The following is a 22,705-nucleotide window of genomic DNA, read 5'->3' on the forward strand; positions in this document are numbered from 1 at the left end:
TTTGGCACGCTGTTGAGTTCTCAAGGAACGGACGCTTCCTTTGTACTCACCCTCTCGGGCTTTCCTCCGGGCTTTCGTTCTGTTCTTGCGTTTCCAACTCTACCAGATCATTTCCGCGCTGTTTCCAGACTCGGATTTGAATTCGGTGACCGTTGGGGGTCTTTGCCTTTCGGCGCTCCACCACATTAGCGCTTTTCCCTTGCGGCTCATAATCGAGCCACCGGCCGGGAATTCGGGCATGCCGAATAGGACCCCGCCAGGGGTAAGTCGTAGGTAGTGGGTTGGCCGCTCCGGGGGTCTGCTGATGGCAGTGCCCCGTTCAAGCGGCTCGGGCTACGTTAGGCGTCCGGCAAGGCCGAGTCAAGTTGAGCGGCGGCGTGGCGCGTGGGCGCGGTACGGGCTCACCGTCGGGTCGTTCGCGATCCAGAAGCGGTACGGGTGGGTGGCGCCGGCTCCGCTCACTCCGGTGCGCGGGCCGCTGCTCACCAGGTCGGGTGTGGTGGGGGTGCCCGTGAGGAGGGACAGGGGGGAATCGGGGTCCCCGCAGAGGTCGGCGCCGTCGAGGGAGCGGTCCACGGCCAGGGCCGTGGCCAGGCGGGCCGGGCCTTTGGCCAGTTCTCTCGGGCTTCTGGCGGAAAGTCGACGTTTGGCGGCCAGGTCGGCACCCACGGTGACCTCGCCCGCGCGCAGCAGGACCCCGCTCGCGTGGCCCGGTGGGCCGCACACCAGGTTGAGGCTGAACCACATGCCGTAGATGAAGTAGACGTACGCGTGTCCGGGGGGACCGAACATCGATGCGTTGCGCGCCGTGCGGCCGCGGTAGGCGTGCGAGCCCGGGTCGGACTCGCCCTCGTACGCCTCGACCTCCGTGATGCGCAGTTCGAGGGGGCCGTCGGGGGTGCGGCGGACCAGGGTGCGGCCGAGGAGGTCCGGGGCCACGGTGAGGACCGGGCGGTCGAAGAAGGACCGGGGCAGGGGCGTACGGTCGGGGCGCGCGCTCATCCGGTCGAGCGTAGTGGAACGCGTACACCGGCAACCGGGGCCTAAGGTTCCGCGTTTGACAGCGTTTTTTTGCAAGCGGTAGTCGCCAGATCGTTCAAGGGGAGTTTTGAGCATGGGCTTCAAGAAGCTGTTCGCGAGCCTGGGTGCCGGTGGTGCTTCGGTGGACACCGTCATCACCGAGCCGAACGTCGTGCCGGGCGGGATCGTCCAGGGCGAGGTCCGGATCCAGGGCGGATCCGTCGAGCAGCAGATCGAGGGGCTGTCCGTCGGTCTGCAGGCGCGGGTCGAGGTCGAGGGCGGTGACCAGGAGTACAAGCAGGACGTGGTCTTCACCAAGCAGCGCCTCGGCGGTGCCTTCCAGGTGCAGGCCGGCGCGCTGCACGTGGTGCCCTTCGGGCTGGAGATCCCCTGGGAGACGCCGATCACCCACTTCGGTGGCCAGCACCTCCACGGGATGAACATCGGGGTCAGCACCGAGCTGGAGATCGCTCGTGCGGTGGACGCGGGCGACCTCGACGCGATCAACGTGCACCCGGTGCCGGCTCAGCAGGCGATCCTCGACGCCTTCCGGCAGCTCGGCTTCACCTTCCGCAGTGCGGACATGGAGCGCGGGCACATTCGTGGGACGCGGCAGACGCTGCCCTTCTACCAGGAGATCGAGTTCCTGCCGCCGTCGCAGTACCGGGGGCTGAACCAGGTCGAGCTGACCTTCGTCTCGGACGGCCGGGAGATGGACGTCGTCCTGGAGATGGACAAGAAGCCGGGGCTGTTCTCCGAGGGCAGTGACACCTACCGCTGCTTCCAGGTGGGGCTCCAGTCCTACCAGGGCACCGACTGGGCGGCGTACCTGAACCAGTGGATCGCGTCCGTCGGTTCGCAGCGCAACTGGTTCTAGCCGGTCCTAGGCTCGGACCGGTATTCGCCAGCGACCAGGAGGGCAGCAGTGACACAGCAGAGCATGGCGCCGCTTCCGCACGACTTCCACCCCGAGGTGCACTCCTTCAGCGTGACCAGTGAGGATCTCTCGCCGGGCGCCGATCTGGGTGACGCCCAGGTGCTCTCGGGTGGGAACGTCTCGCCGCAGTTGCGGTGGGAGGGGTTCCCGGAGGGGACGAAGAGCTTCGCCGTGACGTGCTTCGACCCGGACGCGCCGACGGGCAGCGGGTTCTGGCACTGGGTGCTCTTCGATCTGCCGGTCTCGGTCACCGAGCTGCCGGCCGGTGCGGGCAGCGGAAAGTTCGAGGGGCTGCCCGCCGGGGCGGTGCACGTGCGGAACGACTACGGGACCAAGGACTTCGGCGGGGCGGCTCCGCCGGCCGGGGAACGGCACCGGTACGTCTTCACCGTGTACGCGGTGGACCAGGAGAAGCTCGGCCCGGGCGGCGACGTGTCGCCGGCCGTCGTCGGGTTCAATCTGCGGTTCCACACGCTCGGGCGCGCCCAGCTCATCGGTGAGTACGAGTCGCCCGCCCGCTGATCGTTCTCCGAGCGTTTGCCCGGTCCTGGTCTAAAGAAGGCCAGGACCGGGCATTTTTATTGCGTTGTCCCGCGTGGCGCGCGCGGCCAGAGTGGTCGCGGGCCCTGCCGCCAGTGTGGTCGCGGGCCTGCACACGGGAGGTGGGCGAGATGCGGGACACGCTGGTGCTGAATGCGAGCTTCGAGCCGCTGTCGACGGTGACCTTGAACCGGGCGGTGGTCCTGGTGCTCCAGGACAAGGCCGTCGTCGAACAGTCGCATCCCGAGCTGCGTGTGCGCGCGGCCACCATGGAGCTTCCGATGCCCCGGGTGATCAGGCTCTGCCGGTACGTCCGGGTGCCCTTCCGAAGACATGCTCCCTGGTCGCGGAGGGGGGTGCTGGTCCGGGACCAGCACCGGTGCGCGTACTGCGGGAAACGCGCGACGACCGTGGACCACGTGCTGCCGCGGGCCCAGGGGGGTGGGGACACCTGGCTGAACACGGTGGCCTCCTGCGCCGAGGACAACCACCGCAAGGCGGCCCGGACTCCCGAGGAGGCCGGGATGCCGCTGCTCAAGAAGCCCTTCGTGCCGTCTCCCGCGGACGCCATGCTGCTCGCTCTGGGGGTGGCCGGGCGCGATGCCCTGCCGGAGTGGCTGGAGCGCTCCGCCTAGTCGGCCGCGCTGGGCGACGTAGCTCACTTACGTCGCTCAGCGGATCAGCAGCTGGACGATCGCGAGGATTCCGACCGTCACGATGACCGCGCGCAGGGCGGCCGGCGGGAGCTTCCGGCCGACCTTGGCGCCGATCTGGCCGCCGATGGTGGAGCCGACGGCGATGAGCAGGACGGCCGTCCAGTCGAATTCGGCGACGAAGAGGAAGAGGACGGCCGCGACGCCGTTCACCAGGGCGGCGATGACGTTCTTGACGGCGTTGATCCGTTGGATGTCCTCGCGGAGCAGCAAGCCCATCAGGCCGAGGTAGAGCACGCCCTGGGCGGCGCCGAAGTAGCCTCCGTACGCGCTGGAGAACAGGACGCCGCCGAGCAGGGTGGGGCCGCCGTCGGGGTGGCCCGTATCGCCTCCAGCGGCTTCCTGGCGCCGGCGCAGGGCGGCGGCGAGGCGGGGCTGGAGGATGACGAGCACGAGGGCGAGCCCGATCAGGATGGGCACGATCGTGTCGAAGGAGTCCGACGGCAGGGTGAGGAGCAGGATCGCGCCCGCGAGTCCGCCGACGAGGGACACGGCGCCGAGCCGCAGGACGCGGGCGCGCTGGCCCTGGAGCTCCTTGCGGTAGCCGATGGCTCCGCTGATGGAACCGGGCACCAGGCCGAGGGTGTTGGACACGTTGGCGGTCACCGGCGGCAGGCCGGTGGCCAGCAGCACCGGGAAGGTGATGAGGGTGCCGGAGCCGACGATGGTGTTGATCGTGCCCGCGCCTATGCCTGCGACGAGGACCGCGAGTGATTCCCAGATGGACATGGACCGTGCCATCCCCTTTGCATGAGTGGGTCGCCTCCCCGCCGTGAAGGTCGAGGGGCCGTACCGATCATGCAGGAGGGGACGGCCGTTAGTCGATGGGGGGCTGCTCGCGGCGCTCGGCGGCGGCCTTGTCGGCCGCCGCGTTGCCGTTGTTTCCGCCGTCCTTGCCGGAGTTCTGCGGGTTGAAGCCCGAACCGCCGCCCATGGGGCCGAAGTTGCCCATGGCCCCGGAGAGTCCCTTGAGCGCGTCGCCGATCTCGCTGGGCACGATCCAGAGCTTGTTGGCATCGCCCTCGGCGATCTTCGGGAGCATCTGGAGGTACTGGTAGGCGAGGAGCTTCTGGTCGGCGTCACCGGCGTGGATGGACTCGAACACCGTACGGATGGCCTGGGCTTCACCCTCGGCGCGCAGGGCGGCGGCCTTGGCGTCACCCTCGGCGCGCAGGATGGAGGACTGCTTCTCACCCTCGGCGCGCAGGATCTCGGACTGGCGGACGCCCTCGGCCTGGAGGATCGCGGCGCGCTTGTCGCGGTCGGCGCGCATCTGCTTCTCCATCGAGTCCTGGATGGAGGTCGGCGGCTCGATGGCCTTGAGCTCGACGCGGTTGACGCGGATGCCCCACTTGCCGGTGGCCTCGTCGAGGACTCCGCGGAGCGCCGCATTGATCTCCTCGCGGGAGGTCAGCGTCCGCTCCAGGTCCATGCCGCCGATGATGTTGCGGAGGGTGGTGACGGTGAGCTGCTCGATGGCCTGGATGTAGCTGGCCACTTCGTAGGTCGCGGCGCGCGCGTCGGTCACCTGGTAGTAGATGACGGTGTCGATGTTGACGACCAGGTTGTCCTGGGTGATGACCGGCTGCGGCGGGAAGGGGACGACCTGTTCGCGGAGGTCGATCCGGTTGCGGATGGAGTCGATGAACGGGACGACGATGTTGAGGCCCGCGTTGAGGGTGCGGGTGTAGCGGCCGAACCGCTCGACGATGGCGGCGCTGGCCTGCGGGATCACCTGGATCGTCTTGACCAGTGCGATGAAGACCAGAACCACCAGAATGATCAGGACGATGATGATCGGTTGCATGCGGTTCCCCGTGCCCTTCCGGCTGTCTGTGCTGCCCCGTTGAACGGAGTCTCGCAGACCCGGGGGCCGCGAGCAGGCTGCTTGTCACATGACGACGGCGGTCGCCCCGTCGATCTCCACGACGTCGACGGACTGGCCGGGCTCGAAGCTGGTGTCCGCGTCGAGGGTGCGCGCGGACCAGACCTCGCCGGCGAGCTTGATGCGGCCGCCGCGGCCGTCGACGCGTTCGAGGACGACTGCGCTTCTGCCCCTCAACGCGTCGATGCCGCTGCGGTGTTGGGGCCGTTGGCTGCGGTGCCGGTTGGCGATCGGCCGTACGACGGCGATCAGTGCGACCGACACGACCACGAAGACCAGGACTTGGGCCACCACCCCCCCGCCGAGGGCCGCCGTGACGGCGGCCGCCACCGCGCCCACGGCGAACATGCCGAACTCCGGCATCGCGGTGAGGACCAGGGGGATGCCCAGTCCGACCGCGCCGATGAGCCACCACACCCATGCGTCGATGTCCACATGGTCATGGTAGGTCGGGTGGGCGCGGTCGGGACAGGGTGCGGGCAGCCGTACCCGGACGGCGGCCTAACCGAGCGGAAGGCCCTGGGCGCTCCAGCGGTCGTTCCCGTTGCGCTCGACGACCAGCGGGAGGCCGAAGCAGAGCGAGAGGTTGCGGGAGGTCAGTTCGAGGTCGATCGGGCCCGCGGTGACGACCTTGCCCTGGCGGATCATCAGGACGTGGGTGAAGCCGGGGGCGATCTCCTCGACGTGGTGCGTGACCATGACCATGGAGGGGGCGAGCGGGTCGCGAGCCAGTCGGCCGAGACGGCGTACGAGGTCCTCGCGGCCTCCGAGGTCCAGGCCGGCGGCGGGCTCGTCGAGCAGCAGGAGCTCGGGGTCCGTCATCAGGGCACGGGCGATCAGGGTGCGCTTGCGCTCGCCCTCGGAGAGGGTGCCGAACTTCCGGTCGAGGTACTCGGTCATGCCGAGGCGGTCGAGGAAGGCGCGGGCCCGCTGCTCGTCGATCTCCTCGTACTCCTCCTGCCAGGTCGCCGTCATGCCGTAGGCGGCGGTGAGGACGGTCTGCAGGACGCTCTGCCGCTTCGGCAGCTTGTCGGCCATCGCGATGCCGGCGACGCCGATGCGGGGGCGCAGCTCGAACACGTCGGTGCCGGGCTTGCCGAGGGTGCCGCCGAGGATGGTGGCGCTGCCCTTGGTGGGGAAGAGGTAGCTGGAGGCGAGGTTCAGCAGAGTGGTCTTGCCGGCGCCGTTGGGGCCGAGGATCACCCAGCGCTCCCCCTCCTTCACCGACCAGGAGACCTGGTCCACCAGAGCCCGGCCCTCGCGGACCACGGATACGTCCACCAGCTCCAGAACATCGCTCATGAGCGTGTTGTCACCCCTTGCAGTCACGGTTCTCTGTGCGCCGGTAGACGCAGCCCCAGGAGGAAAACCTACGCCACTCGGAGAGGGGTCCGGGGCCGGGGCCCGGTGCGGGGGCCGATCCGTAAAGTAGGGGGATGCTTTTCGAACCACGTTCAGGGCGCTTGGCCGCCTGGGGGAACGCTCTGCTGGCCGGTCTGGTCTCGCCCGACGAGGCCGTGTTGTCGATCGTGGGCGAGGACGCCGTGCACCGGGTGGAGGGGCTGCCGGGTGAGGCGGGGCCGGTGGGGCTCACGCTGGCGCTGGGGCGGCTGCGGACGCTGGGGGTGTCCGGGCTGCGGGTGGCGCTGCCGGCGCCGGGGCATCCGCTGGGGCTGAGCGGACCGCCGGAATTCAACGCGCGGGCGCTGGAGGCCGAGGAGGCCGTGGTGTGTGTGGGGGCCGCGCTGGGCCTCGTACCGGAGGTCGACGAGGTGGGGCCCGAGGGTGACGTGCACGTGTCGGTGACCTGGCACTGCCTGCCGGTACGGGAGGCCCCGCCGGCGGACGTGCCGTCGCTGAGCGAGGCGGAGCGGGAGCTGGCGGAGGCGCTGCGCGAGGCGACGGTCGCACTGACGCGGCTGGACGTGGCGGGGTCCGGGCCGGTGGCGGAGGCGGCGCTGTCGGCGTACCGGGCGCGGGCGGAGGCGGGGCGGGACGCCTTGGCTCCGGGGTATCCGGCGCGGGCGGTGCGGGTGCTGGCGCTGGCGCAGCGGGTGGATCTGATGGTGTCGCTGGCGTACGAGAACGGGCACGGGGGTGCGGTGTCCTCGTCCGAGATGGCGGCGCGGGCGGAGGCCTTGCGGCCGGTGGAGCGGGTGGCCCGGCGGGCGCTCGTCGCGGCGTACAACTCTGCCGTTGAGGCGGGCGAGCGGGGGCGCTAGCCCGCGGGTCGGCTGCGTGGTGCCGAGCCGGGCTGCGCCCCGGGCCCCTGGGGCTCCGCCCCAGACCCCGCGCCTCAAACGCCGGCGAGGCTGAACATGCGGCCCCGCTTCCCGGGGAGAGGGGGGAAGCGGGGCCGTCGGCTCGGGCCGGGGTTAGGCGTTCACGCCCGTGTTGGCGAAGGCCGGGTTGAGCAGGCCGATCACGTTGACCGTGTTGCCCACCACGTTCACGGGGATGTGGACGGGGACCTGGAGCTGGTTCCCGGAGGCCACGCCGGGCGAGTTCAGGGCCTCGCCCTCCGCCGACGCACCGCCGTGCGCCGAGGAGACACCGGCGCCGGCGGCGACGAGGCTGCCCGCGATCATGGTGACGGCTGCGGCCTTCTTGAAGTTCTTCACGTTCTCGTCCTCCAGTACGTCTGCCGCGACCAGCCGTCGCGGCACGCCATGGAGAACGGTCACCCGGCGATCGGGTTACGCCATGTGGGCTACATACACCCGACCGTATGAATCTCAGACCGGACGGACTCGGTCCGATTACTCCGCCAATCCGTGCCTGACCGCCCACAATGCGGCCTGAGTCCGGTCGGAGAGGTCCAGCTTCATCAGGATGTTCGAGACGTGCGTCTTGACCGTCTTCTCGGACAGCACCAGGGCGCGGGCGATCTCCCGGTTGGAGCGGCCGTCCGCGATCAGGCCCAGGACCTCGCGTTCGCGGTCGGTCAGCGACCCCGGCCGGCCCGCGGAGGGGCCCTGGTCGTCCTGGGAGAGCAGGGCCACCGCCACCTCCGGCTGGAGGAGGACGTGGCCGGCGTGGACGGAGCGGATGGCTCCGGCCAGGGCCTCGGGGTCGATGTCCTTGTAGACGTATCCCGCGGCTCCCGCCCGCAGGGCCGGGACCACGGTCCGCTGCTCCGTGAAGCTGGTGACGATCAGCACCCGAGCCGGGTTGGCCAGCTCGCGCAGCTTGCGCAGGGCCTCGATGCCGTCGGTGCCCGGCATCTTGATGTCCATGAGGATCACGTCGGGCCGCAGTTCCTCGGCCCGGGCGATGCCCTCCTCGCCGTCGGACGCCTCGCCGACCACCTCGATGTCCTCCTGGACCTCCAGGAAGGTGCGCAGGCCCCGCCGGACGACCTGGTGGTCGTCGACCAGCAGTACGCCGATCCTGCCGCTTCGGCCGGTGCCGTCAGCCACCGGGGACCTCCATCTCGATCGTGGTGCCCTGACCGGGCTCCGAGTGCACGGTGAGGCGGCCGCCGACACCGCCCGCGCGGTCCCGCATGGAGACCAGGCCCAGGTGGCGGCCCGCCCGGCGGACGGCCTTGGGGTCGAAGCCCTTGCCCGAGTCGACGACCTTGAGGACCGCGCCCCCCGCGGGCGTCCGGGCGAGGGTGACGTCGACGCTGTCGCCGCCCGAGTGGCGCAGCGCGTTGTGCAGGGCCTCCTGGGCCACGCGCAGGACCGCCTCCTCCTGGGCCGCGGGGAGGGCCCGTACGCCGTCACAGGTGAAGGTGACGTGCGCGGTGTGGGCGCGGTCCAGTACGTGGACGTGCGTGCGCAGGGTGGCGACCAGGCCGTCGTCGTCCAGGGCGGCCGGGCGGAGCTCGGTCACGGCGGCGCGCAGTTCGTCGGCGGCCTCCGCCGCCAGGGCGGCCACCTGCTGGAGCTCGTCCTTGGCGCGGGCCGGGTCGCGGTCGACGAGGGCGGCGGCGGCCTGGGCGGTGAGGCGGAGCGAGAAGAGCTTCTGGCTGACGGCGTCGTGCAGCTCGTGGGCGAGGCGGGAGCGCTCCTCGGCGATGGTGAGCTCGCGGCTGCGCTCGTAGAGCCGGGCGTTGGTGAGGGCGATCGCCGCGTGCTGGGCGAGGAGGGAGAGGAGTTCCTGGTCCTCGTCGGTGAAGCCGGGCCTGCCGTCGGGGGCGCTCCGCTTGTTCGCGAGGAAGAGGGCGCCGAGGGTCTCCTCGCCGTCCCGGATCGGCATGCCGAGGAAGTCGGACATCTCGGGGTGGGCGGACGGCCAGCCCTCGAAGCGCGGGTCCTCGCGTACGTCGGCCAGTCGCTCGGGGCCGCCGTGGTGGAGCATCGCGGCGAGGATGCCGTGCTGGCGGGGCAGCGGGCCGATGGCCCGCCACTGCTCGGCGCTGATGCCGTCCACGACGAACTGGGCGAAGCCGCCGTGGTCGTCCGGGACGCCCAGGGCCCCGTACTCGGCGTCCAGGAGCTCGCGGGCCGACACGACGATCGTCCGCAGGACGTCGCGGACCTCCAGGCGGCGGCTCATGGCGAGCAGCGCGGTGCTCACGGCGGCCAGGCCGGTGCGTTCCGGTCCCTTGTGCATGGGGTCACCGTACCGGGGGCGGTGATCATCGGGATCGGGCCGTGGGCGTAGGTCCATCGGACCGGTACGGGTGGGGCTCTCGGCCGACGCGGCGGCGGGCGGCCCGTTCCTAGGTTGGGGGCATCTGCTGATCGGGACGGAAGGGACGGGGTGCGGTCATGTCGGTGGCGATGGTGACGGGGGCTTCGCGTGGGCTGGGCCGGGCGCTGGCCGGGGAGCTGGCGGCCGACGGGTGGGACCTCGTGCTGAGTGCGCGGGGTGCGGCGGCGCTGGAGGAGGCTGCCGCCGAGGCGGCGGAGCTGGGCGCCAGGGTCGTGGCGGTGGCCGGGGACGTGTCCTCGGAGGCGCACCGGGCGGCGCTGGTGGCGGCGGCGCGGGAGCTGGGCGGGCTGGACCTGCTGGTGAACAACGCGGGGGTGCTGGGGGCGGAGCCCCTGGTGCCGCTGGCGGTGCATGCGCTGGACGGGCTCCGGGAGGCGTTCGAGGTCAATGTGGTGGGGCCGCTGGGGCTGATCCAGGAGGGGCTGGCGCTGCTGCGGGCCTCGGCGGCCGGGGCGGTGCTGAACATCAGCTCGGACGCCGCGGTGGTTCCGTACGCCACGTGGGGTGCGTACGGGGCCACCAAGGCGGCCGGGGATCTGATGTGGGGCGTGCTGGCGGTGGAGGAGCCGGGGCTGCGCGTGTGGTGGGCGGACCCCGGGTCGATGCGGACGCGGATGATGGCGGCGGCCGAGCCGGGCGAGGACCTGGCGGGGCTGCCGACGCCGCGGGAGGTGGCGCCCGTACTGCTGCGGCTGGTGCGGGAGGCCCTGCCGAGCGGGCGGTACACCGCGCAGGGGCTGGCGGCGCGGGCGGGCGCCGGCGCGGGGGCCGGGCGGTGAGCGGGCGGTCGGCCCTGCAAGAAGAGGGACTGTATATACCGGACATTCCGCCGGAGCTGGTGGCCCGGTTGCCCGCCGAGCAGCGGGGGCCGGGGCTGGGGCGGGACTCCGTACGGCTGCTGGTCTCGCGGGGCAGTGCGGAGGTGTCCTTGCACGCCTTCCGGGAGCTGCCGGAGCTGCTGCGGGCCGGGGACGTCCTGGTGGTGAACACCTCGGCCACGCTGGCGGCCGCGGTGGACGCCCGGCTGGGCGGCGCGGAGGTGGTGGTCCACTTCTCCACCAGGGGTGACGGGGGCCGCTCGGCGGTGGAACTGCGGGATCCGGCGGGCCGGGGGACGACCCGGCCGCGGCCAGGGGGGCCGGCCGGGGCGGTTGTGGAGCTGCCGGACGGGCACCGCCTCGTCCTGGAGGAGCCCCTGGCCCCGGGGGCGGACCGGCTGTGGTGGGCGCGGCCCGCCACCGCCCCGTACGAGGTCCCGGCGCTGCTGCGGGCGTACGGGCGGCCGATCCGGTACGCGTACACGGAGCGGGACCAGCCGCTGCCGGCCTACCAGACGGTGTTCGCGGTGCCGGCCGCCGACGGGTCGGGCTCGGCCGAGATGCCGAGCGCCGGCCGGCCCTTCACCGCGGAGCTGGTGGCGCGGCTGGTGAGCCGGGGGGTGCAGTTCGCGCCGCTGACCCTGCACACCGGCGTGGCCTCGCAGGAGGCGCACGAGCCGCCGTACCCGGAGCGGTACGAGGTGCCCGCGACGACGGCGGGGCTGGTGAACGCCGCGCGGGCCGCCGGCGGGAGGGTGATCGCGGTGGGGACCACCGCGGTACGGGCCCTGGAGTCGGCCGCGGGGCCGGACGGGCTGGTCCGCGCGGCCGGCGGGTGGACGGATCTGTTGGTGACGCCGCGGCGCGGGGTGCGGGTGGTGGACGGGCTGCTGACCGGGCTGCACGAGCCCGCGGCGTCCCACCTGCTGATGCTGGAGGCGGTCGCGGGGCGGGCCGCCGTACGGCTCGGGTACGCGGAGGCGAGGGCCCGGCTCTGCCTGTGGCACGAGTTCGGGGACGTCCATCTGCTACTCAAGGATGAGATCGGTCACTGATTGCATTGCGACAGCAACGCACGGTGAGACTGTTACGTGCTCGATGTGAGCCCGGGCATAGGACCCACATCACTTACGAAGCTGCCTAGTGGACGGATAAGGGCCCTGTCAGCACGGGCGTGCGTAGCGCCGAGGCCGGAAATCGGGCCTCGGCGCCCGCGCGTGATCCACTAAGCAGGATCGTACGTCACACCTTTGCCACAAGTTTTTGCCACCGCTAAGAATTGCTCCCGTCGCACAGCGCCGCTGATCCCAGATCCTCGCGGCGCTTTCCTGCGGCCCCCGCTATTCGAAGAGGTTGCCCCGCCATGTCTGCTTCCAGCACTCCCGGTCACAGTCGTCTGACGAAGGCACACAAGCTGTCCATTGCCGGCGTCGCCACGTTCAGCGCCGCCGCGCTCGCCTTCTCCCTCGTCCCGGCCGACGCCGCCGAGGCCGAGACGCTCGTCGCCGCCCCCGTCGCCTGGACCCAGGTCGTCGACGGCATGCAGGCGAAGACGGTGGCGCAGCACCTCACCGTGCAGCAGGTCGTCGCGGACAAGCAGGCGAAGGACGCGGCGAAGGCCAAGGCCGAGGCCGCCGCGAAGAAGGACCGCGAGGAGAAGGCGGCCGCCAGCCGTTCCGCCGCCCGCACCCCGGTCTTCGCGAACAACCTGGACGGCTGGATCAAGGAAGCCCTCTTCATCATGAAGAAGGAAGGCATTCCGGGCACCTACGCCGGTATCCACCGCAACATCATGCGTGAGTCCAGCGGCAACCCGATGGCGATCAACAACTGGGACATCAACGCCCAGAACGGCATCCCCAGCAAGGGTCTGCTCCAGGTCATCCTCCCGACCTTCAAGACGTACCACGTCAAGGGCACCAAGTTCGACCAGTACGACCCGGTCGCGAACATCGTCGCCGCCTGCAACTACGCGGCCGACCGCTACGGCTCGATGGACAACGTCAACAGCGCCTACTAGGCCTCGCTGACGCCACCCAAGCCCCCCATGCGCCTCAGGGCGGCACCCGGAACTCCGGGTGCCGCCCTGAGGCGTTTTCGTACGCGGTAGCGCTGACCGGGTTACTTGCCGGCCCGCATGACCTCGGGCTCGTGGCGGCGCAGCAGGCGCTGGACCGCGAAGCCGCAGGCGATGCCGATGAGCAGCAGGATGGTGATGTTCAGGCTCCACTGGCCGACCGTGGCGTCCCAGAGCGGGTCGGTGTTGGTCGGGTTCTCGGCGTCCCACGGCGGCATGAGCTTGCCGAGGTTCAGCGTGGTGCCGGCGGCGGCGATGGCCCAGCGGGACGGCATCAGCCAGGCGAACTGCTCCAGGCCCGGGGAGTCGTAGACCTGGAAGAGGATGCCGGTGAAGACGACCTGGACGATCGCGAACATGACCAGCAGCGGCATGGTCTTCTCGGCGGTCTTCACCAGCGAGGAGATCACCAGGCCGAACATCATCGAGGTGAAGCCGAGCGCGATGACCGACACGCAGATCTCGACGGCCGGCGGCATGATCAGGCCCTCGGTGGGCAGGTCGCGCGGGAAGAAGCCGATCGCGCAGATGATCACGCCCTGGATGGCCGTGATGACGCCGAGGACGATCACCTTCGACATGAGGTACGCGGACCGGTACAGGCCGGTCGCGCGCTCACGCTCGTAGATGACGCGTTCCTTGATCAGCTCACGGACCGAGTTGGCGGCGCCGGAGAAGCACATGCCGACCGCGAGGATCAGCATGATCGTGCCGGCGTCGCCGTTGAAGCGGGACGGCGCGACCGGCGGCGCGAGGCCGAACTTCGCGGGGATCACCGTGGAGACCACGCCCAGGACCGCGGGCAGGAGCACCATCAGCGCCAGGAAGCCCTTGTCCGAGGCGATCACCGAGACGTAGCGGCGGATCAGCGTCCACAGCTGCGAGCCCCAGCCCTGCGGCTTGGTCGGGTGCATCTGCCGGACCGGCGGCATGGCGACCGACTGCGGGGCGACCGCGTCGATGTCGGCGGCGTACAGCTGGTAGTGCTGGGAGCCCTTCCAGCGGCCGGCCCAGTCGTAGTCGCGGTAGTTCTCGAAGGCCGAGAAGACGTCCGCCCACGTGGTGTAGCCGAAGAAGTTCAGCGCCTCGTCCGGCGGGCCGAAGTACGCGACCGAACCGCCCGGGGCCATGACCAGCAGCTTGTCGCAGATGGCCAGCTCGGCGACCGAGTGGGTGACGACGAGGACCGTGCGGCCGTCGTCGGCGAGGCCGCGCAGCAGCTGCATGACATCGCGGTCCATGCCCGGGTCGAGGCCGGAGGTCGGCTCGTCCAGGAAGATCAGCGAGGGCTTGGTGAGCAGCTCCAGGGCCACGGACACGCGCTTGCGCTGACCACCCGAGAGCGCGGTGATCTTCTTGTCCTTGTGGATGTCGAGCTTGAGCTCGCGCAGCACCTCGTCGATGCGTGCGGCGCGCTCGGACTCGGCGGTGTCGCCGGGGAAGCGGAGCTTGGCCGCGTACTTCAGGGCCGTCCGTACGGTCAGCTCCTTGTGCAGGATGTCGTCCTGCGGGACCAGACCGATGCGCTGGCGGAGCTCGGCGAACTGCTTGTACAGGTTGCGGTTGTCGTAGAGGACATCGCCCTGGTCGGCGGGCCGGTAGCCGGTCAGCGCCTTGAGCAGCGTCGACTTGCCGGAGCCGGAGGGGCCGATGACGCCGATCAGCGACTTCTCCGGGACGCCGAAGGTGACGTCCTTGAGGATCTGCTTGCCGCCCTCGACCGTGACCGTGAGGTGGCGGGCCGAGAAGGAGACCTCGCCGGTGTCGACGAACTCCTCGAGGCGGTCGCCGACGATCCGGAACGTCGAGTGGCCGACGCCGACGATGTCGTTCGGGCCGAGCAGCGCGGTGCCGGACTTGGGCAGCGGCTGACCGTTGACGTAGGTGCCGTTGTGGCTGCCGAGGTCGTGGATCTCGAAGCGGCCGCCGGGCATCGAGCGGAACTCGGCGTGGTGGCGGGAGACCTGGAGGTCGGAGACCACCAGCTCGTTCTCCAGCGCACGGCCGATCCGCATGACGTGGCCCAGCGAGAGCTGGTGGAACGTCGTCGGGCTGCGGTCGCCGTAGGCGGGTGCCCCGCCCTGCGCCGGGCGGGGCGCGGTGGCGGCGCCGCCCTGCTGGTGCGGGAGGTGCACCTGCGGCTGCTGCGCGTGCTGCGGCTGCTGCTGTGCGTGCTGCTGTTCCCAGGCCTGCTGCTGCGGGGCCTGGTAGGCCGGGGCCTGCGGCTGGGCGTACGCCTGAGCCGGGGCCTGCTGCTGCGCGACGGCCGGCTGCGGTGCCACGGCGGCAGCGGCAGCGCTCAGATTCAGCCGCGGGCCGTCGGTCGCGTTGCCCAGGTGCACCGGCGTGCCGGGCACGAGTGCGGTCTTCTGGACCCGGGCCCCGTGCACGTAGGTGCCGTTGGTGCTGCCGTGGTCCTCGATGCCCCAACCCTGGCCGTTCCAGGCGATGGTGGCGTGCCGCCACGACACCCGGGCATCGTCGATCACCACGTCTCCCTGGGGATCACGCCCCAGCGAGTACGACCTGGACGGATCGAGCGTCCAGGTCCTTCCATTCAATTCCAGTACGAGTTCCGGCACTCCAGCCCCACTTAAGTCCCCCGAGAATCCCCCATGACGTCAGGGAGTCTAGGGATGGCGAACATCCGGGGGAACTATTTCAGGCCCACAGCCGTATGTGGAATCCGGGCCTCGTAGGGGCGTCTACGACTGCCCGTTGACGGGGTCGAAAGTCACCCGGAGAGTGAGATACGGGACTTCTCGCCCGGAGGTCCCGTCGCGTACCGCTCGGTAGGCATCGGGGGTTCACCGTATGCGCCGCATCCGTTGGGGAGATGTGCTCCTGACCGCCGTCGCCGCCGTGGGCTGGTCCCTGGTCGTGATGGCGGGAGTGGCCGGGCTGGGGCTGCACTTGCTCGGCGCGGACGCCGCGGGAGGCTCGCTCGGGGCGATGACCGCAGCCGTGGTGGTCCTCGCGGTCGGCGGCACGGTGACCCCCTCGGGTGACGTGGCGGTCCTCGGGGTCGCGGGCGCGGGCGCCGAAACCTCCCTGGACGTCATGCCCTTGGGGGTGGCGCTGGCCGGGGCGCTGACCCTGGCGTGCCTGTTCCTGCGCTCGCTCCGCGCCGGGGCGGGCCCCGGTGAGACGGTCGCCCGGGTGGCGGTGCTCGGCGCGCTGTTCGTCGCGACGGCGGGCGGGCTGGCGTGGGCAGGGCACGACGTGGTCACCCTCGACGGGACGGCGCTGCCGTCGCCGAAGACCCCGCCGAAGGTAGAGATCCCGGGGATCGGGGACATCGGCGGGCTGCTCCCGGACCGCATCGGGGACCTGATCGAGACGCGGACGCAGGTGGGCTTCTCGGTGGAGCTCGGGCCGACACTGCTGGGCGCGGGGGTGTGGGTGCTGGCGGTGCTGGCGGTGTCCCTGCTGGTCTCGCGGCGCGGGCCGGCGGCGCTCGCCCGGTTCCGCCCGGCCGCCTCGGCGGTGGTGACGGTGCTGCTGGTCGCGGTGGCGGCCGGGCTGGCCGCGGCGGGCTGGGCGGCGCTGCGCGACGAGGCGGCCGCGCCCGGTCAGGGCGGGCGGGTCCTGGGGGCCGCGCTGCTCGGGGCGCCGAACGGCAGCTGGCTGGGGGTGCTGCTGGGTCTGTTCGTCCCGCTGCGCGGCCGGGCCACGGGCGCGCCGGCCCGGCTGCTGCCCGATCCGCTGGACGAGCTGCTGGGGGCCGGGGCGCGGGAGCCGGTGACGGTGGCCCGTCTCGCGGAGTACGACGAACGGGTCTGGCTGCTGGTCGCGGGGGTTTCCCTGCTGCTGCTCCTCGCGGGTGTGCTGGCGGCCGTACGGACTCCAGGGCGCGGGACGCCTGGGCGCGGGACGCCTGGGCGCGGGGTCCTCGGGTGCGCGGCGCGGCTGTCGGTCGTCACCGGGGTGACCCTGGCGGGGCTGGTGTGGCTGACGGGGCTCTCGGCGGATGCCTCGCTGGCGGTGCTGGGCGTGGACACGGTGGATGCCGGGGTGGAGCTGCGGGGGTCCCTCCCGCACGCCCTCGCGCTGGGCGCGGCCTGGGGCGCGGCGGCCGGCGCGGCGGGCGCGCTGCTGACCCGCCGCCGGGCCCCGGCGGGGCCGCCGCAGGGGGGCTACGGAGCCCCGGCCTGGCCCGACCCCCGCCGGGACCCCGGCGGGGCGGGCCCCGACGCGCCCACGGCCACTTACCCCGGCTCCCCCTACGGCCCGCGCGGGCCCGGACCTTACGGCGGGCCTCCGCGCGGGCCCGGCCCCGGATGGGGCGGGGAGCCGGACGGGTCCTGGGACGTGACCGTCACGGGCCTCCCGCCGAGGCCACCGCGGCCCGCGAAGCCGCCCCGGCGGCCGCCCTTCACCCCGCCTCCCCCGCCGGGAGCACCGCCACCGCCGAAACCGCCCGGGCCGCCGAAACGCTCCGGGCCGCCGTGACCGTCGCCGCCGGTGCCGCTGGCGCCGCCCCTGGGCCGCTGCGCGGAGCTGCTCCCCGCCCCGCCCTTTCTCCGTATCCCGGGGCGGAGCCCCACGCGGCGGAGCCGCATATCCGGGACGCCGGGAAAGGGTGGGGTGGGGACCGGCCCCGCAGGGCGTCGGCCGACCCGGCGCAGGGCGGCGCATCGCGTTCAGGGAGTGGGACGGGGGTCCTGTCGCGGGAGCTGGGAAGATACGGTGAGGACACCATGAGCGCATCGCAGACCTCCGACGTCCCCACCCTCCTCGTCAAGATCTTCGGCAAGGACCGTCCCGGGATCACCGCCGGGCTGTTCGACACCCTCGCCGCCTACTCCGTCGACGTCGTCGACATCGAGCAGGTCGTCACCCGTGGCCGCATCGTCCTGTGCGCCCTCGTCACCGAGCCCCCCGGCGGGCTCGAGGGCGACCTGCGGGCCACCGTCCACAGCTGGGCCGAGTCACTCAAGATGCAGGCCGAGATCCTCTCCGGTACCGGTGACAACCGGCCGCGCGGCAGCGGCCGCTCCCACGTCACCGTCCTCGGACACCCGCTCACCGCCGAGTCCACCGCCGCCATCGCCTCCCGGATCACCGCGACCGGCGGCAACATCGACCGTATCTTCCGGCTCGCCAAGTATCCGGTGACGGCCGTCGAGTTCGCCGTCTCCGGCGTCGAGACCGAGCCGCTGCGCACCGAGCTGGCCACCGCCGCCGCGCACATCGGCGTCGACGTGGCCGTGGTCTCGGCCGGGCTGCACCGCCGGGCCCAGCGCCTGGTCGTCATGGACGTGGACTCGACCCTGATCCAGGACGAGGTCATCGAGCTCTTCGCCGCGCACGCCGGCTGCGAGGCCGAGGTCGCCGAGGTCACCGAGCGGGCCATGCGCGGCGAGCTGGACTTCGAGCAGTCGCTGCACGCCCGCGTCGCGCTGCTCGCGGGCCTGGACGCCTCCGTCGTGGACAAGGTGCGCGCCGAGGTGCAGCTGACCCCGGGCGCCCGGACGCTGATCCGCACGCTCAAGCGGCTCGGCTACCAGGTGGGCGTGGTCTCCGGCGGCTTCACCCAGGTGACGGACGACCTGCGGGAGCGGCTGGGGCTGGACTTCGCCGCCGCCAACACCCTGGAGATCGTCGACGGGAAGCTGACGGGCCGGGTCACCGGCGAGATCGTGGACCGGGCGGGCAAGGCCCGGCTGCTGCGCCGCTTCGCCGCGGAGGCCGGCGTACCGCTGGCCCAGACGGTGGCCGTCGGTGACGGGGCCAACGACCTGGACATGCTCAACGCGGCCGGGCTGGGCGTGGCCTTCAATGCCAAGCCGGTGGTCCGGGAGGCCGCGCACACGGCGGTGAACGTGCCGTTCCTGGACGCGGTGCTGTACCTGCTCGGGATCACCCGCGAGGAGGTCGAGGCCGCCGACCTGGCCTGATCCGTAGGACACGTACGGGCCCCGGCCGCCGCTGCGGCTGCCGGGGCCCGGTCACGCGTACCGGGCGGGTCAGTGCCCCTTGGGGGTCCAGAAGTCGAGCAGCGTGCCCACCCCGTGTTCCAGGGACTTCCACGAGCCGGAGAAGGAGACGACGGCGAGCGCCGCGGTCGGGAATCCCGTACGGGTCATGCGCGCCAGGGTGTCGCCCTCCGCGCGCCCCGAGAGGGCGTCGGCGAGGGCGTGCATGCCGGGGTTGTGGCCGATGACGAGGAGGTCGGAGACCTCGTCGGAGGTCTCGTTCAGCAGGGCGATGAGCTCGCCCAGCGAGGCGTCGTAGAGCCGTTCCTCGTAGTGGGTCTTCGGCCGGTGCGGCATCTCCTGGACGGCGAGCTTCCAGGTCTCGCGGGTGCGGGCGGCCGTGGAGCAGAGGGCCAGGTCGAAGACGATGCCGGTTTCGGCGAGCTTCAGACCGACGGCCGGCGCGTCCTTGCGGCCTCGTTCCGCCAGCGGACGGTCGTGGTCGGACACCTCGGGCCAGTCGGCCTTGGCGTGCCGGAGGAGGGCGATCCTGCGGGGTGTGTCGGCGCTCATGGCTCCCAGCTTCGCATGAAACGAGCCACGGGGCGCAGGGTGTTGGGGGGCTCACCCCAGGGGGTGTCTTGTCGGTCAGGCCGGATCAGGGAGCGGCGTCTGACGCGTGCGATCGCAAGGCGGAGGAAGGAGTCGACGCGGTGGGGGCACCTCCCAGCGGTAGCTGGGGGACGTCGGCGAGTGACGACAACGCGGCTGGGGGTACCCCCAGGCGAAGCTCTGGGGGAGTGCGTGGCAGACGCCGCGAGCCCGGCCTGACCGGCAAGACACCCCCTAGGGGGTGGAGCGCGCGTGGGATCAGCCGACGGCGCGCAGGATTTGTTCCGCTACCTGGACCAGGGACGAGACCTCGCCGGTGGCGGCGTGGGCCTCGCCGGAACCCGCGAGGAGCACCAGCAGGAAGCCGAAGGCGAGGACGGGCAGGGCCAGCGCCCACCAGTGCAGTCGGGCACCCGCGCCCGCTACGGCGTGTGCCCGGGGGCCGGGCGGGAGGGACCGGGTGTGCGTGGGGGCCGACATGGCCGCCTCCGTGGGGGTGTGGACGGGACTGGCTCGCTGCCTTCGAATCTATGGATCCGAAGGGGCGGTTCCCATCCGGGGCACACCCCACTTCTCCCTGAGCCTGACCCCCTAGGGGGAGGGGGGTTATCCCCACCACCGCACCCGGGGGGCCGGGATCACGGGGAGGCGATCGTCGCGATGACGGCGATGATCACGGTCACGGCGAGCATCGCGCCGAGCACGAGGCCGAGCTTCTTGCGGCCGTTCTGCGGGTTCGGTTCAAGTACGGGCGACATGCCGATCAGTCTCGCATGACGCATTCGTCCTCGATCGTGCGGTCCCGGCCGGCCAGGACGCCCAGCGCGATCTGCGGCACGAGCAGCCCGGCCATCAGGGCGAGCGGCAGGTCCCAGCCGCCGCTGTGCTGGTAGAGCGTGCCGATGACCAGGGGGCCGGGGATGGAGATGAGGTAGCCGGTGCTCTGGGCGAAGGCGGAGAGCTTGACCACGCCGGCCGGGGACTTGGCGCGCAGTCCGATCAGGGTGATGACGAGCGGGAAGGCGCAGTTGGAGATGCCGAGCAGGAGCGCCCAGGCCCAGGCGCCGGCGGCGGGGGCGAGGTAGAGCCCGAGGTAGCCGGTGAGGCCGAAGACTCCGAGGGTGACGGCGATCGGGCCCTGGTTCTTCATCCGGCCGGCGAGGCCCGGGATGACGAAGGCGAGCGGGACGCCCATGACCATGGTGACGGCGAGGAGCACTCCGGCGGTGGAGGCGGAGACCCCGGCGTCGCGGAAGATCTGCGGGAGCCAGCCCATGGTGATGTACGCGCCCGTGGCCTGGAGGCCGAAGTAGCAGGCCAGGGCCCAGGCGGTGCGGCTGCGGACGACCCGCGGGCCCGCGTCGGCGCGTACGGTCCCGGCGAAGGCGGAGGCCGCCGCCGCGCGCTGCTCCCGGCGCGAGGCGCGGGCGATGGGCAGCCAGGGCAGTACGGCGACCACCGCGAGCGCGGCCCACATGAGCAGGCCGGCGCGCCAGCTGCCGCCGAGGGCTTGGGTCAGCGGGACGGTCGCGGCGGCGGCGAGCGAGGTGCCGGTGGCGAGGGCCATGGAGTACAGGCCGGTCATGGTGCCGACCCGGTCCGGGAAGTGGCGCTTGACGATCACCGGGAGCAGGACGTTGGTGAGGGCGATGCCGGCCAGGGAGAGGGCGCTGGCGGCGAGGAAGCCCGCGGCGCCGGTCGCGAAGGGCCGGATCAGCAGTCCGGTGGCGACGGCGGCCATGCCGGCGCAGACGACGGCGGCCGGGCCGAAGCGGCGGGAGAGCCGGGGCGCGGTGACACCGAAGACGGCGAAGCACAGGGCGGGGACGGAGGTGATCAGTCCGGCGACGGTGCCGCTCATGCCCAGACCGGTGCGGGTCTCTTCGAAGAGGGCGCCGAGGCTGGTGATGGCGGGCCGCAGGTTGAGGGCGGCGAGCACGATTCCGACGATGAGCACCGGTCCGAGCCAGGTGGGCTGCGCCGTTGCCTGCGGGGTGACGGCGGCGGCCGCGGCGCGGGCTGCCGCTGCCCGGGCGCGCGCCTCGGCCCGTGCCTCGGCCTCGCCGGTGGCCTGCCGCGCGGGCCGGTGACCCCCGGCGGGCCGGTCGAGCGTCTGTATTTCATCGTCGGACATTCAGCCATCATAGAATCATGGGATGATTGGTTGTCCAGTCGCTCTTGAGAGGAACCCATGCCGCTGACCTCGCCACGACGTTCGGCGCTCGTCGACCAGGTGATCGCCCAGCTGCGGAACCAGATCACCTCCGGCGAGTGGCCGGTCGGCGCCCGCATCCCCACCGAGCCGGAGCTCGTCGAGCTGCTCGGCGTGGCCCGCAACACCGTGCGCGAGGCCGTACGGGCGCTCGCGCACAACGGCCTCCTCGACATCCGGCAGGGCTCGGGTACGTACGTCATCGCCACCAGCGAGCTGGCCGGCGTGATGCACCGCCGCTTCGCCGCGGCCGACCCGCGGCACATCGCCGAGCTGCGTTCGACGCTGGAGTCCTCGGCGGCCCGGCTGGCGGCGGAGCGGCGGACCGATCGGGACCTCGTACAGCTGGACGCGCTGCTGGCGCGGCGCGAGGAGGCCTGGGCGAGCGGGGACGCGGAGCTCTTCGTGGCGGCGGACGTGAGCCTGCACATGGCCGTGGTGACGGCCTCGCACAACGACGTGCTGATCGAGCTGTACGCGGACCTCGGCGACCTGCTGGCCGACTGGCTGCGGACGGACGTGGGCACCGACCTGCGTCCCGCGGACCATCTGGACCACGCGCGTCTGATCGAGGCGATCCGGCGGGGCGACGGGGACACGGCCGCCTCGGAGGCGGCGGGCTATCCGTTCGCGTGCCGCGGCAGGAACCCGGAGGACCTCACGGCCGCTGGTGGCTGACCCACGCCGAGCGGACTTCCTTCCAGCAGCGGCCGGTGAGCTCGGCCCGGCCGGCCGGGCCGACGGCCACGGCGGCGCCGTCGCCGTCCACGTCCCACCAGCGGTCGCATTCGACGTGCAGCCGGACCAGGTCGGTCTCGGGGTAGGCGTTGTGGCAGGACGACGTCACCTGCGAGCCCTGGATCTCGGTGTCGCAGTCGGCCCCGAAGAGCTCCCGGGAGGCGGTCCGTGCGGGTGGCGCGGGGGGCTCGGCGGGGATCTCGGCGAGCTCCACGACGGCCGGGGCCACCGCCTCGGGTCCGGATGCGGGCTCCTCCCCCGCGGACTGCGCGGCCGCTCCGGGCATCAGGAGGCCGGTCAGGATCACAGAGGTGATCAGCAGCGATACCGCTCCGCTCGGCCTCGCGCCCACTCCCGTACCTCCTCCCCGCAGGAGCCGGGAAGATCCCGACCTGGCCAGTTTGCAGGCATCTGCCCCGGTTTTCGACTCGGGAAGTTCCGAGCAGCCGGTGAACATCCGATCGAACACGTGCGAACGGCGGCGGGGGGGGGGGGGGGGGGGGGGGGGGGGGGGGGGGGGGGGGGGGGGGGGGGGGGGGGGGGGGGGGGGGGGGGGGGGGGCGGGGAGGGCGC

General features: G+C 72.1%; 25 protein-coding genes. 11 read left to right on the top strand and 14 right to left on the bottom strand.

The genetic code is table 11. The annotated features are described in order from the left end of the window. Positions 1–189 (top strand): hypothetical protein (locus ACZ45T_RS37715; protein ID WP_468448747.1); only part of this gene is annotated, 189 nt, incomplete at its 5' end. Positions 190–360: 171 nt separating this feature from the next. On the opposite strand, the gene ACZ45T_RS37720 is transcribed toward ACZ45T_RS37715, so the two are convergent. Continuing rightward, on the bottom strand, positions 361–1,002 hold the full coding sequence (locus ACZ45T_RS37720; protein ID WP_468448749.1) for a DNA-3-methyladenine glycosylase: 642 nt from the start codon (positions 1,000–1,002) through the stop codon (positions 361–363). Positions 1,003–1,114: 112 nt separating this feature from the next. Here ACZ45T_RS37720 and ACZ45T_RS37725 point away from each other — a divergent pair, with 112 nt between their 5' ends. From ACZ45T_RS37725 to ACZ45T_RS37735, 3 genes are all read left to right on the top strand, one after another. Then, a complete protein-coding gene (locus ACZ45T_RS37725) occupies positions 1,115–1,897 on the top strand; it encodes a sporulation protein (protein WP_468448751.1) in 783 nt (260 codons plus the stop codon). A gap of 63 nt (positions 1,898–1,960) precedes the next feature. After that, a complete protein-coding gene (locus tag ACZ45T_RS37730) occupies positions 1,961–2,479 on the top strand; it encodes a YbhB/YbcL family Raf kinase inhibitor-like protein (protein WP_468448790.1) in 519 nt (172 codons plus the stop codon). 149 nt (positions 2,480–2,628) lie between these two features. Continuing rightward, a complete protein-coding gene (locus ACZ45T_RS37735; protein WP_468448753.1) occupies positions 2,629–3,132 on the top strand; it encodes an HNH endonuclease in 504 nt (167 codons plus the stop codon). A 36-nt stretch (positions 3,133–3,168) separates the two neighbouring features. Here the strand turns inward: ACZ45T_RS37735 and ACZ45T_RS37740 are convergent, their stop codons facing one another. The 4 genes from ACZ45T_RS37740 to ACZ45T_RS37755 all read right to left on the bottom strand — a co-directional run bounded on the left by ACZ45T_RS37740 (position 3,169) and on the right by ACZ45T_RS37755 (position 6,397). Next, positions 3,169–3,939: a sulfite exporter TauE/SafE family protein gene (locus ACZ45T_RS37740; RefSeq protein WP_468448755.1), complete on the bottom strand. Its 771-nt coding sequence runs from the start codon at positions 3,937–3,939 to the stop codon at positions 3,169–3,171. Positions 3,940–4,027: 88 nt separating this feature from the next. Next, the gene (locus ACZ45T_RS37745; RefSeq protein WP_468448757.1) at positions 4,028–5,017 is read right to left on the bottom strand and encodes an SPFH domain-containing protein; all 990 of its coding nucleotides are present in this window, start codon (positions 5,015–5,017) and stop codon (positions 4,028–4,030) included. Between the two features lie 84 nt (positions 5,018–5,101). After that, complete coding sequence (locus ACZ45T_RS37750) at positions 5,102–5,530, bottom strand: NfeD family protein (protein ID WP_468448759.1); 429 nt, start codon at positions 5,528–5,530, stop codon at positions 5,102–5,104. Positions 5,531–5,596: 66 nt separating this feature from the next. Further along, the gene (locus tag ACZ45T_RS37755) at positions 5,597–6,397 is read right to left on the bottom strand and encodes an ABC transporter ATP-binding protein (protein WP_468448761.1); all 801 of its coding nucleotides are present in this window, start codon (positions 6,395–6,397) and stop codon (positions 5,597–5,599) included. 134 nt (positions 6,398–6,531) lie between these two features. Here ACZ45T_RS37755 and ACZ45T_RS37760 point away from each other — a divergent pair, with 134 nt between their 5' ends. After that, the gene (locus tag ACZ45T_RS37760; protein WP_468448763.1) at positions 6,532–7,317 is read left to right on the top strand and encodes a hypothetical protein; all 786 of its coding nucleotides are present in this window, start codon (positions 6,532–6,534) and stop codon (positions 7,315–7,317) included. 153 nt (positions 7,318–7,470) lie between these two features. Here ACZ45T_RS37760 and ACZ45T_RS37765 read toward each other — a convergent pair whose 3' ends face one another. The 3 genes from ACZ45T_RS37765 to ACZ45T_RS37775 form a co-directional block, all read right to left on the bottom strand. Continuing rightward, positions 7,471–7,716: a chaplin gene (locus ACZ45T_RS37765; protein WP_468448792.1), complete on the bottom strand. Its 246-nt coding sequence runs from the start codon at positions 7,714–7,716 to the stop codon at positions 7,471–7,473. A gap of 138 nt (positions 7,717–7,854) precedes the next feature. Next, positions 7,855–8,514 carry a response regulator gene (locus ACZ45T_RS37770; protein WP_468448765.1) on the bottom strand — a complete coding sequence of 220 codons (660 nt, stop codon included), beginning with the start codon at positions 8,512–8,514 and terminating at the stop codon, positions 7,855–7,857. Further along, complete coding sequence (locus ACZ45T_RS37775; protein ID WP_468448767.1) at positions 8,507–9,655, bottom strand: GAF domain-containing sensor histidine kinase; 1,149 nt, start codon at positions 9,653–9,655, stop codon at positions 8,507–8,509. Before ACZ45T_RS37775 ends, ACZ45T_RS37770 begins: the two co-directional genes overlap by 8 nt. Positions 9,656–9,813: 158 nt before the next feature. Between ACZ45T_RS37775 and ACZ45T_RS37780 the strand changes: the two genes are divergently transcribed. The 3 genes from ACZ45T_RS37780 (at position 9,814) to ACZ45T_RS37790 (ending at position 12,595) form a co-directional block, all read left to right on the top strand. Then, positions 9,814–10,536 (top strand): SDR family NAD(P)-dependent oxidoreductase, encoded by a 723-nt coding sequence (locus ACZ45T_RS37780; RefSeq protein ID WP_468448769.1) that lies wholly within the window; start codon positions 9,814–9,816, stop codon positions 10,534–10,536. Next, positions 10,533–11,630 (top strand): S-adenosylmethionine:tRNA ribosyltransferase-isomerase, encoded by a 1,098-nt coding sequence (locus ACZ45T_RS37785; RefSeq protein WP_468448771.1) that lies wholly within the window; start codon positions 10,533–10,535, stop codon positions 11,628–11,630. Before ACZ45T_RS37780 ends, ACZ45T_RS37785 begins: the two co-directional genes overlap by 4 nt. A gap of 308 nt (positions 11,631–11,938) precedes the next feature. Then, positions 11,939–12,595, top strand: a complete 657-nt coding sequence (locus tag ACZ45T_RS37790; RefSeq protein ID WP_468448773.1) for a transglycosylase SLT domain-containing protein — start codon at positions 11,939–11,941, stop codon at positions 12,593–12,595. Between the two features lie 101 nt (positions 12,596–12,696). Here the strand turns inward: ACZ45T_RS37790 and ACZ45T_RS37795 are convergent, their stop codons facing one another. Next, positions 12,697–15,234, bottom strand: coding sequence for an ABC transporter ATP-binding protein/permease (locus ACZ45T_RS37795; RefSeq protein ID WP_468448775.1), 2,538 nt, complete (start codon positions 15,232–15,234; stop codon positions 12,697–12,699). A gap of 232 nt (positions 15,235–15,466) precedes the next feature. On the opposite strand from ACZ45T_RS37795, the gene ACZ45T_RS37800 reads away from it, so the two are divergent. Both ACZ45T_RS37800 and serB read left to right on the top strand, forming a co-directional pair. Beyond that, positions 15,467–17,104, top strand: coding sequence for a streptophobe family protein (locus ACZ45T_RS37800; protein WP_468448777.1), 1,638 nt, complete (start codon positions 15,467–15,469; stop codon positions 17,102–17,104). 248 nt (positions 17,105–17,352) lie between these two features. Next, complete coding sequence (gene serB, locus ACZ45T_RS37805) at positions 17,353–18,552, top strand: phosphoserine phosphatase SerB (RefSeq protein WP_468448779.1); 1,200 nt, start codon at positions 17,353–17,355, stop codon at positions 18,550–18,552. 69 nt (positions 18,553–18,621) lie between these two features. Here serB and ACZ45T_RS37810 read toward each other — a convergent pair whose 3' ends face one another. From ACZ45T_RS37810 to ACZ45T_RS37825, 4 genes are all read right to left on the bottom strand, one after another. Then, a complete protein-coding gene (locus ACZ45T_RS37810) occupies positions 18,622–19,143 on the bottom strand; it encodes a SixA phosphatase family protein (RefSeq protein WP_468448781.1) in 522 nt (173 codons plus the stop codon). Positions 19,144–19,440: 297 nt separating this feature from the next. Further along, a complete protein-coding gene (locus ACZ45T_RS37815) occupies positions 19,441–19,662 on the bottom strand; it encodes a hypothetical protein (protein WP_468448783.1) in 222 nt (73 codons plus the stop codon). Between the two features lie 158 nt (positions 19,663–19,820). Further along, positions 19,821–19,940 (bottom strand): SGM_5486 family transporter-associated protein, encoded by a 120-nt coding sequence (locus ACZ45T_RS37820; RefSeq protein ID WP_281208317.1) that lies wholly within the window; start codon positions 19,938–19,940, stop codon positions 19,821–19,823. 5 nt (positions 19,941–19,945) lie between these two features. Beyond that, a complete protein-coding gene (locus tag ACZ45T_RS37825) occupies positions 19,946–21,316 on the bottom strand; it encodes a CynX/NimT family MFS transporter (protein WP_468448786.1) in 1,371 nt (456 codons plus the stop codon). Between the two features lie 57 nt (positions 21,317–21,373). Here ACZ45T_RS37825 and ACZ45T_RS37830 point away from each other — a divergent pair, with 57 nt between their 5' ends. Beyond that, on the top strand, positions 21,374–22,072 hold the full coding sequence (locus ACZ45T_RS37830; protein ID WP_468448788.1) for a FadR/GntR family transcriptional regulator: 699 nt from the start codon (positions 21,374–21,376) through the stop codon (positions 22,070–22,072). Here ACZ45T_RS37830 and ACZ45T_RS37835 read toward each other — a convergent pair. After that, positions 22,053–22,418: a hypothetical protein gene (locus ACZ45T_RS37835; protein WP_468448794.1), complete on the bottom strand. Its 366-nt coding sequence runs from the start codon at positions 22,416–22,418 to the stop codon at positions 22,053–22,055. The two genes, ACZ45T_RS37830 and ACZ45T_RS37835, sit on opposite strands and share 20 nt — an antisense overlap. Positions 22,419–22,705: the final 287 nt, after the last annotated feature.

Source organism: Streptomyces sp. NPDC030995 (assembly GCF_055571215.1).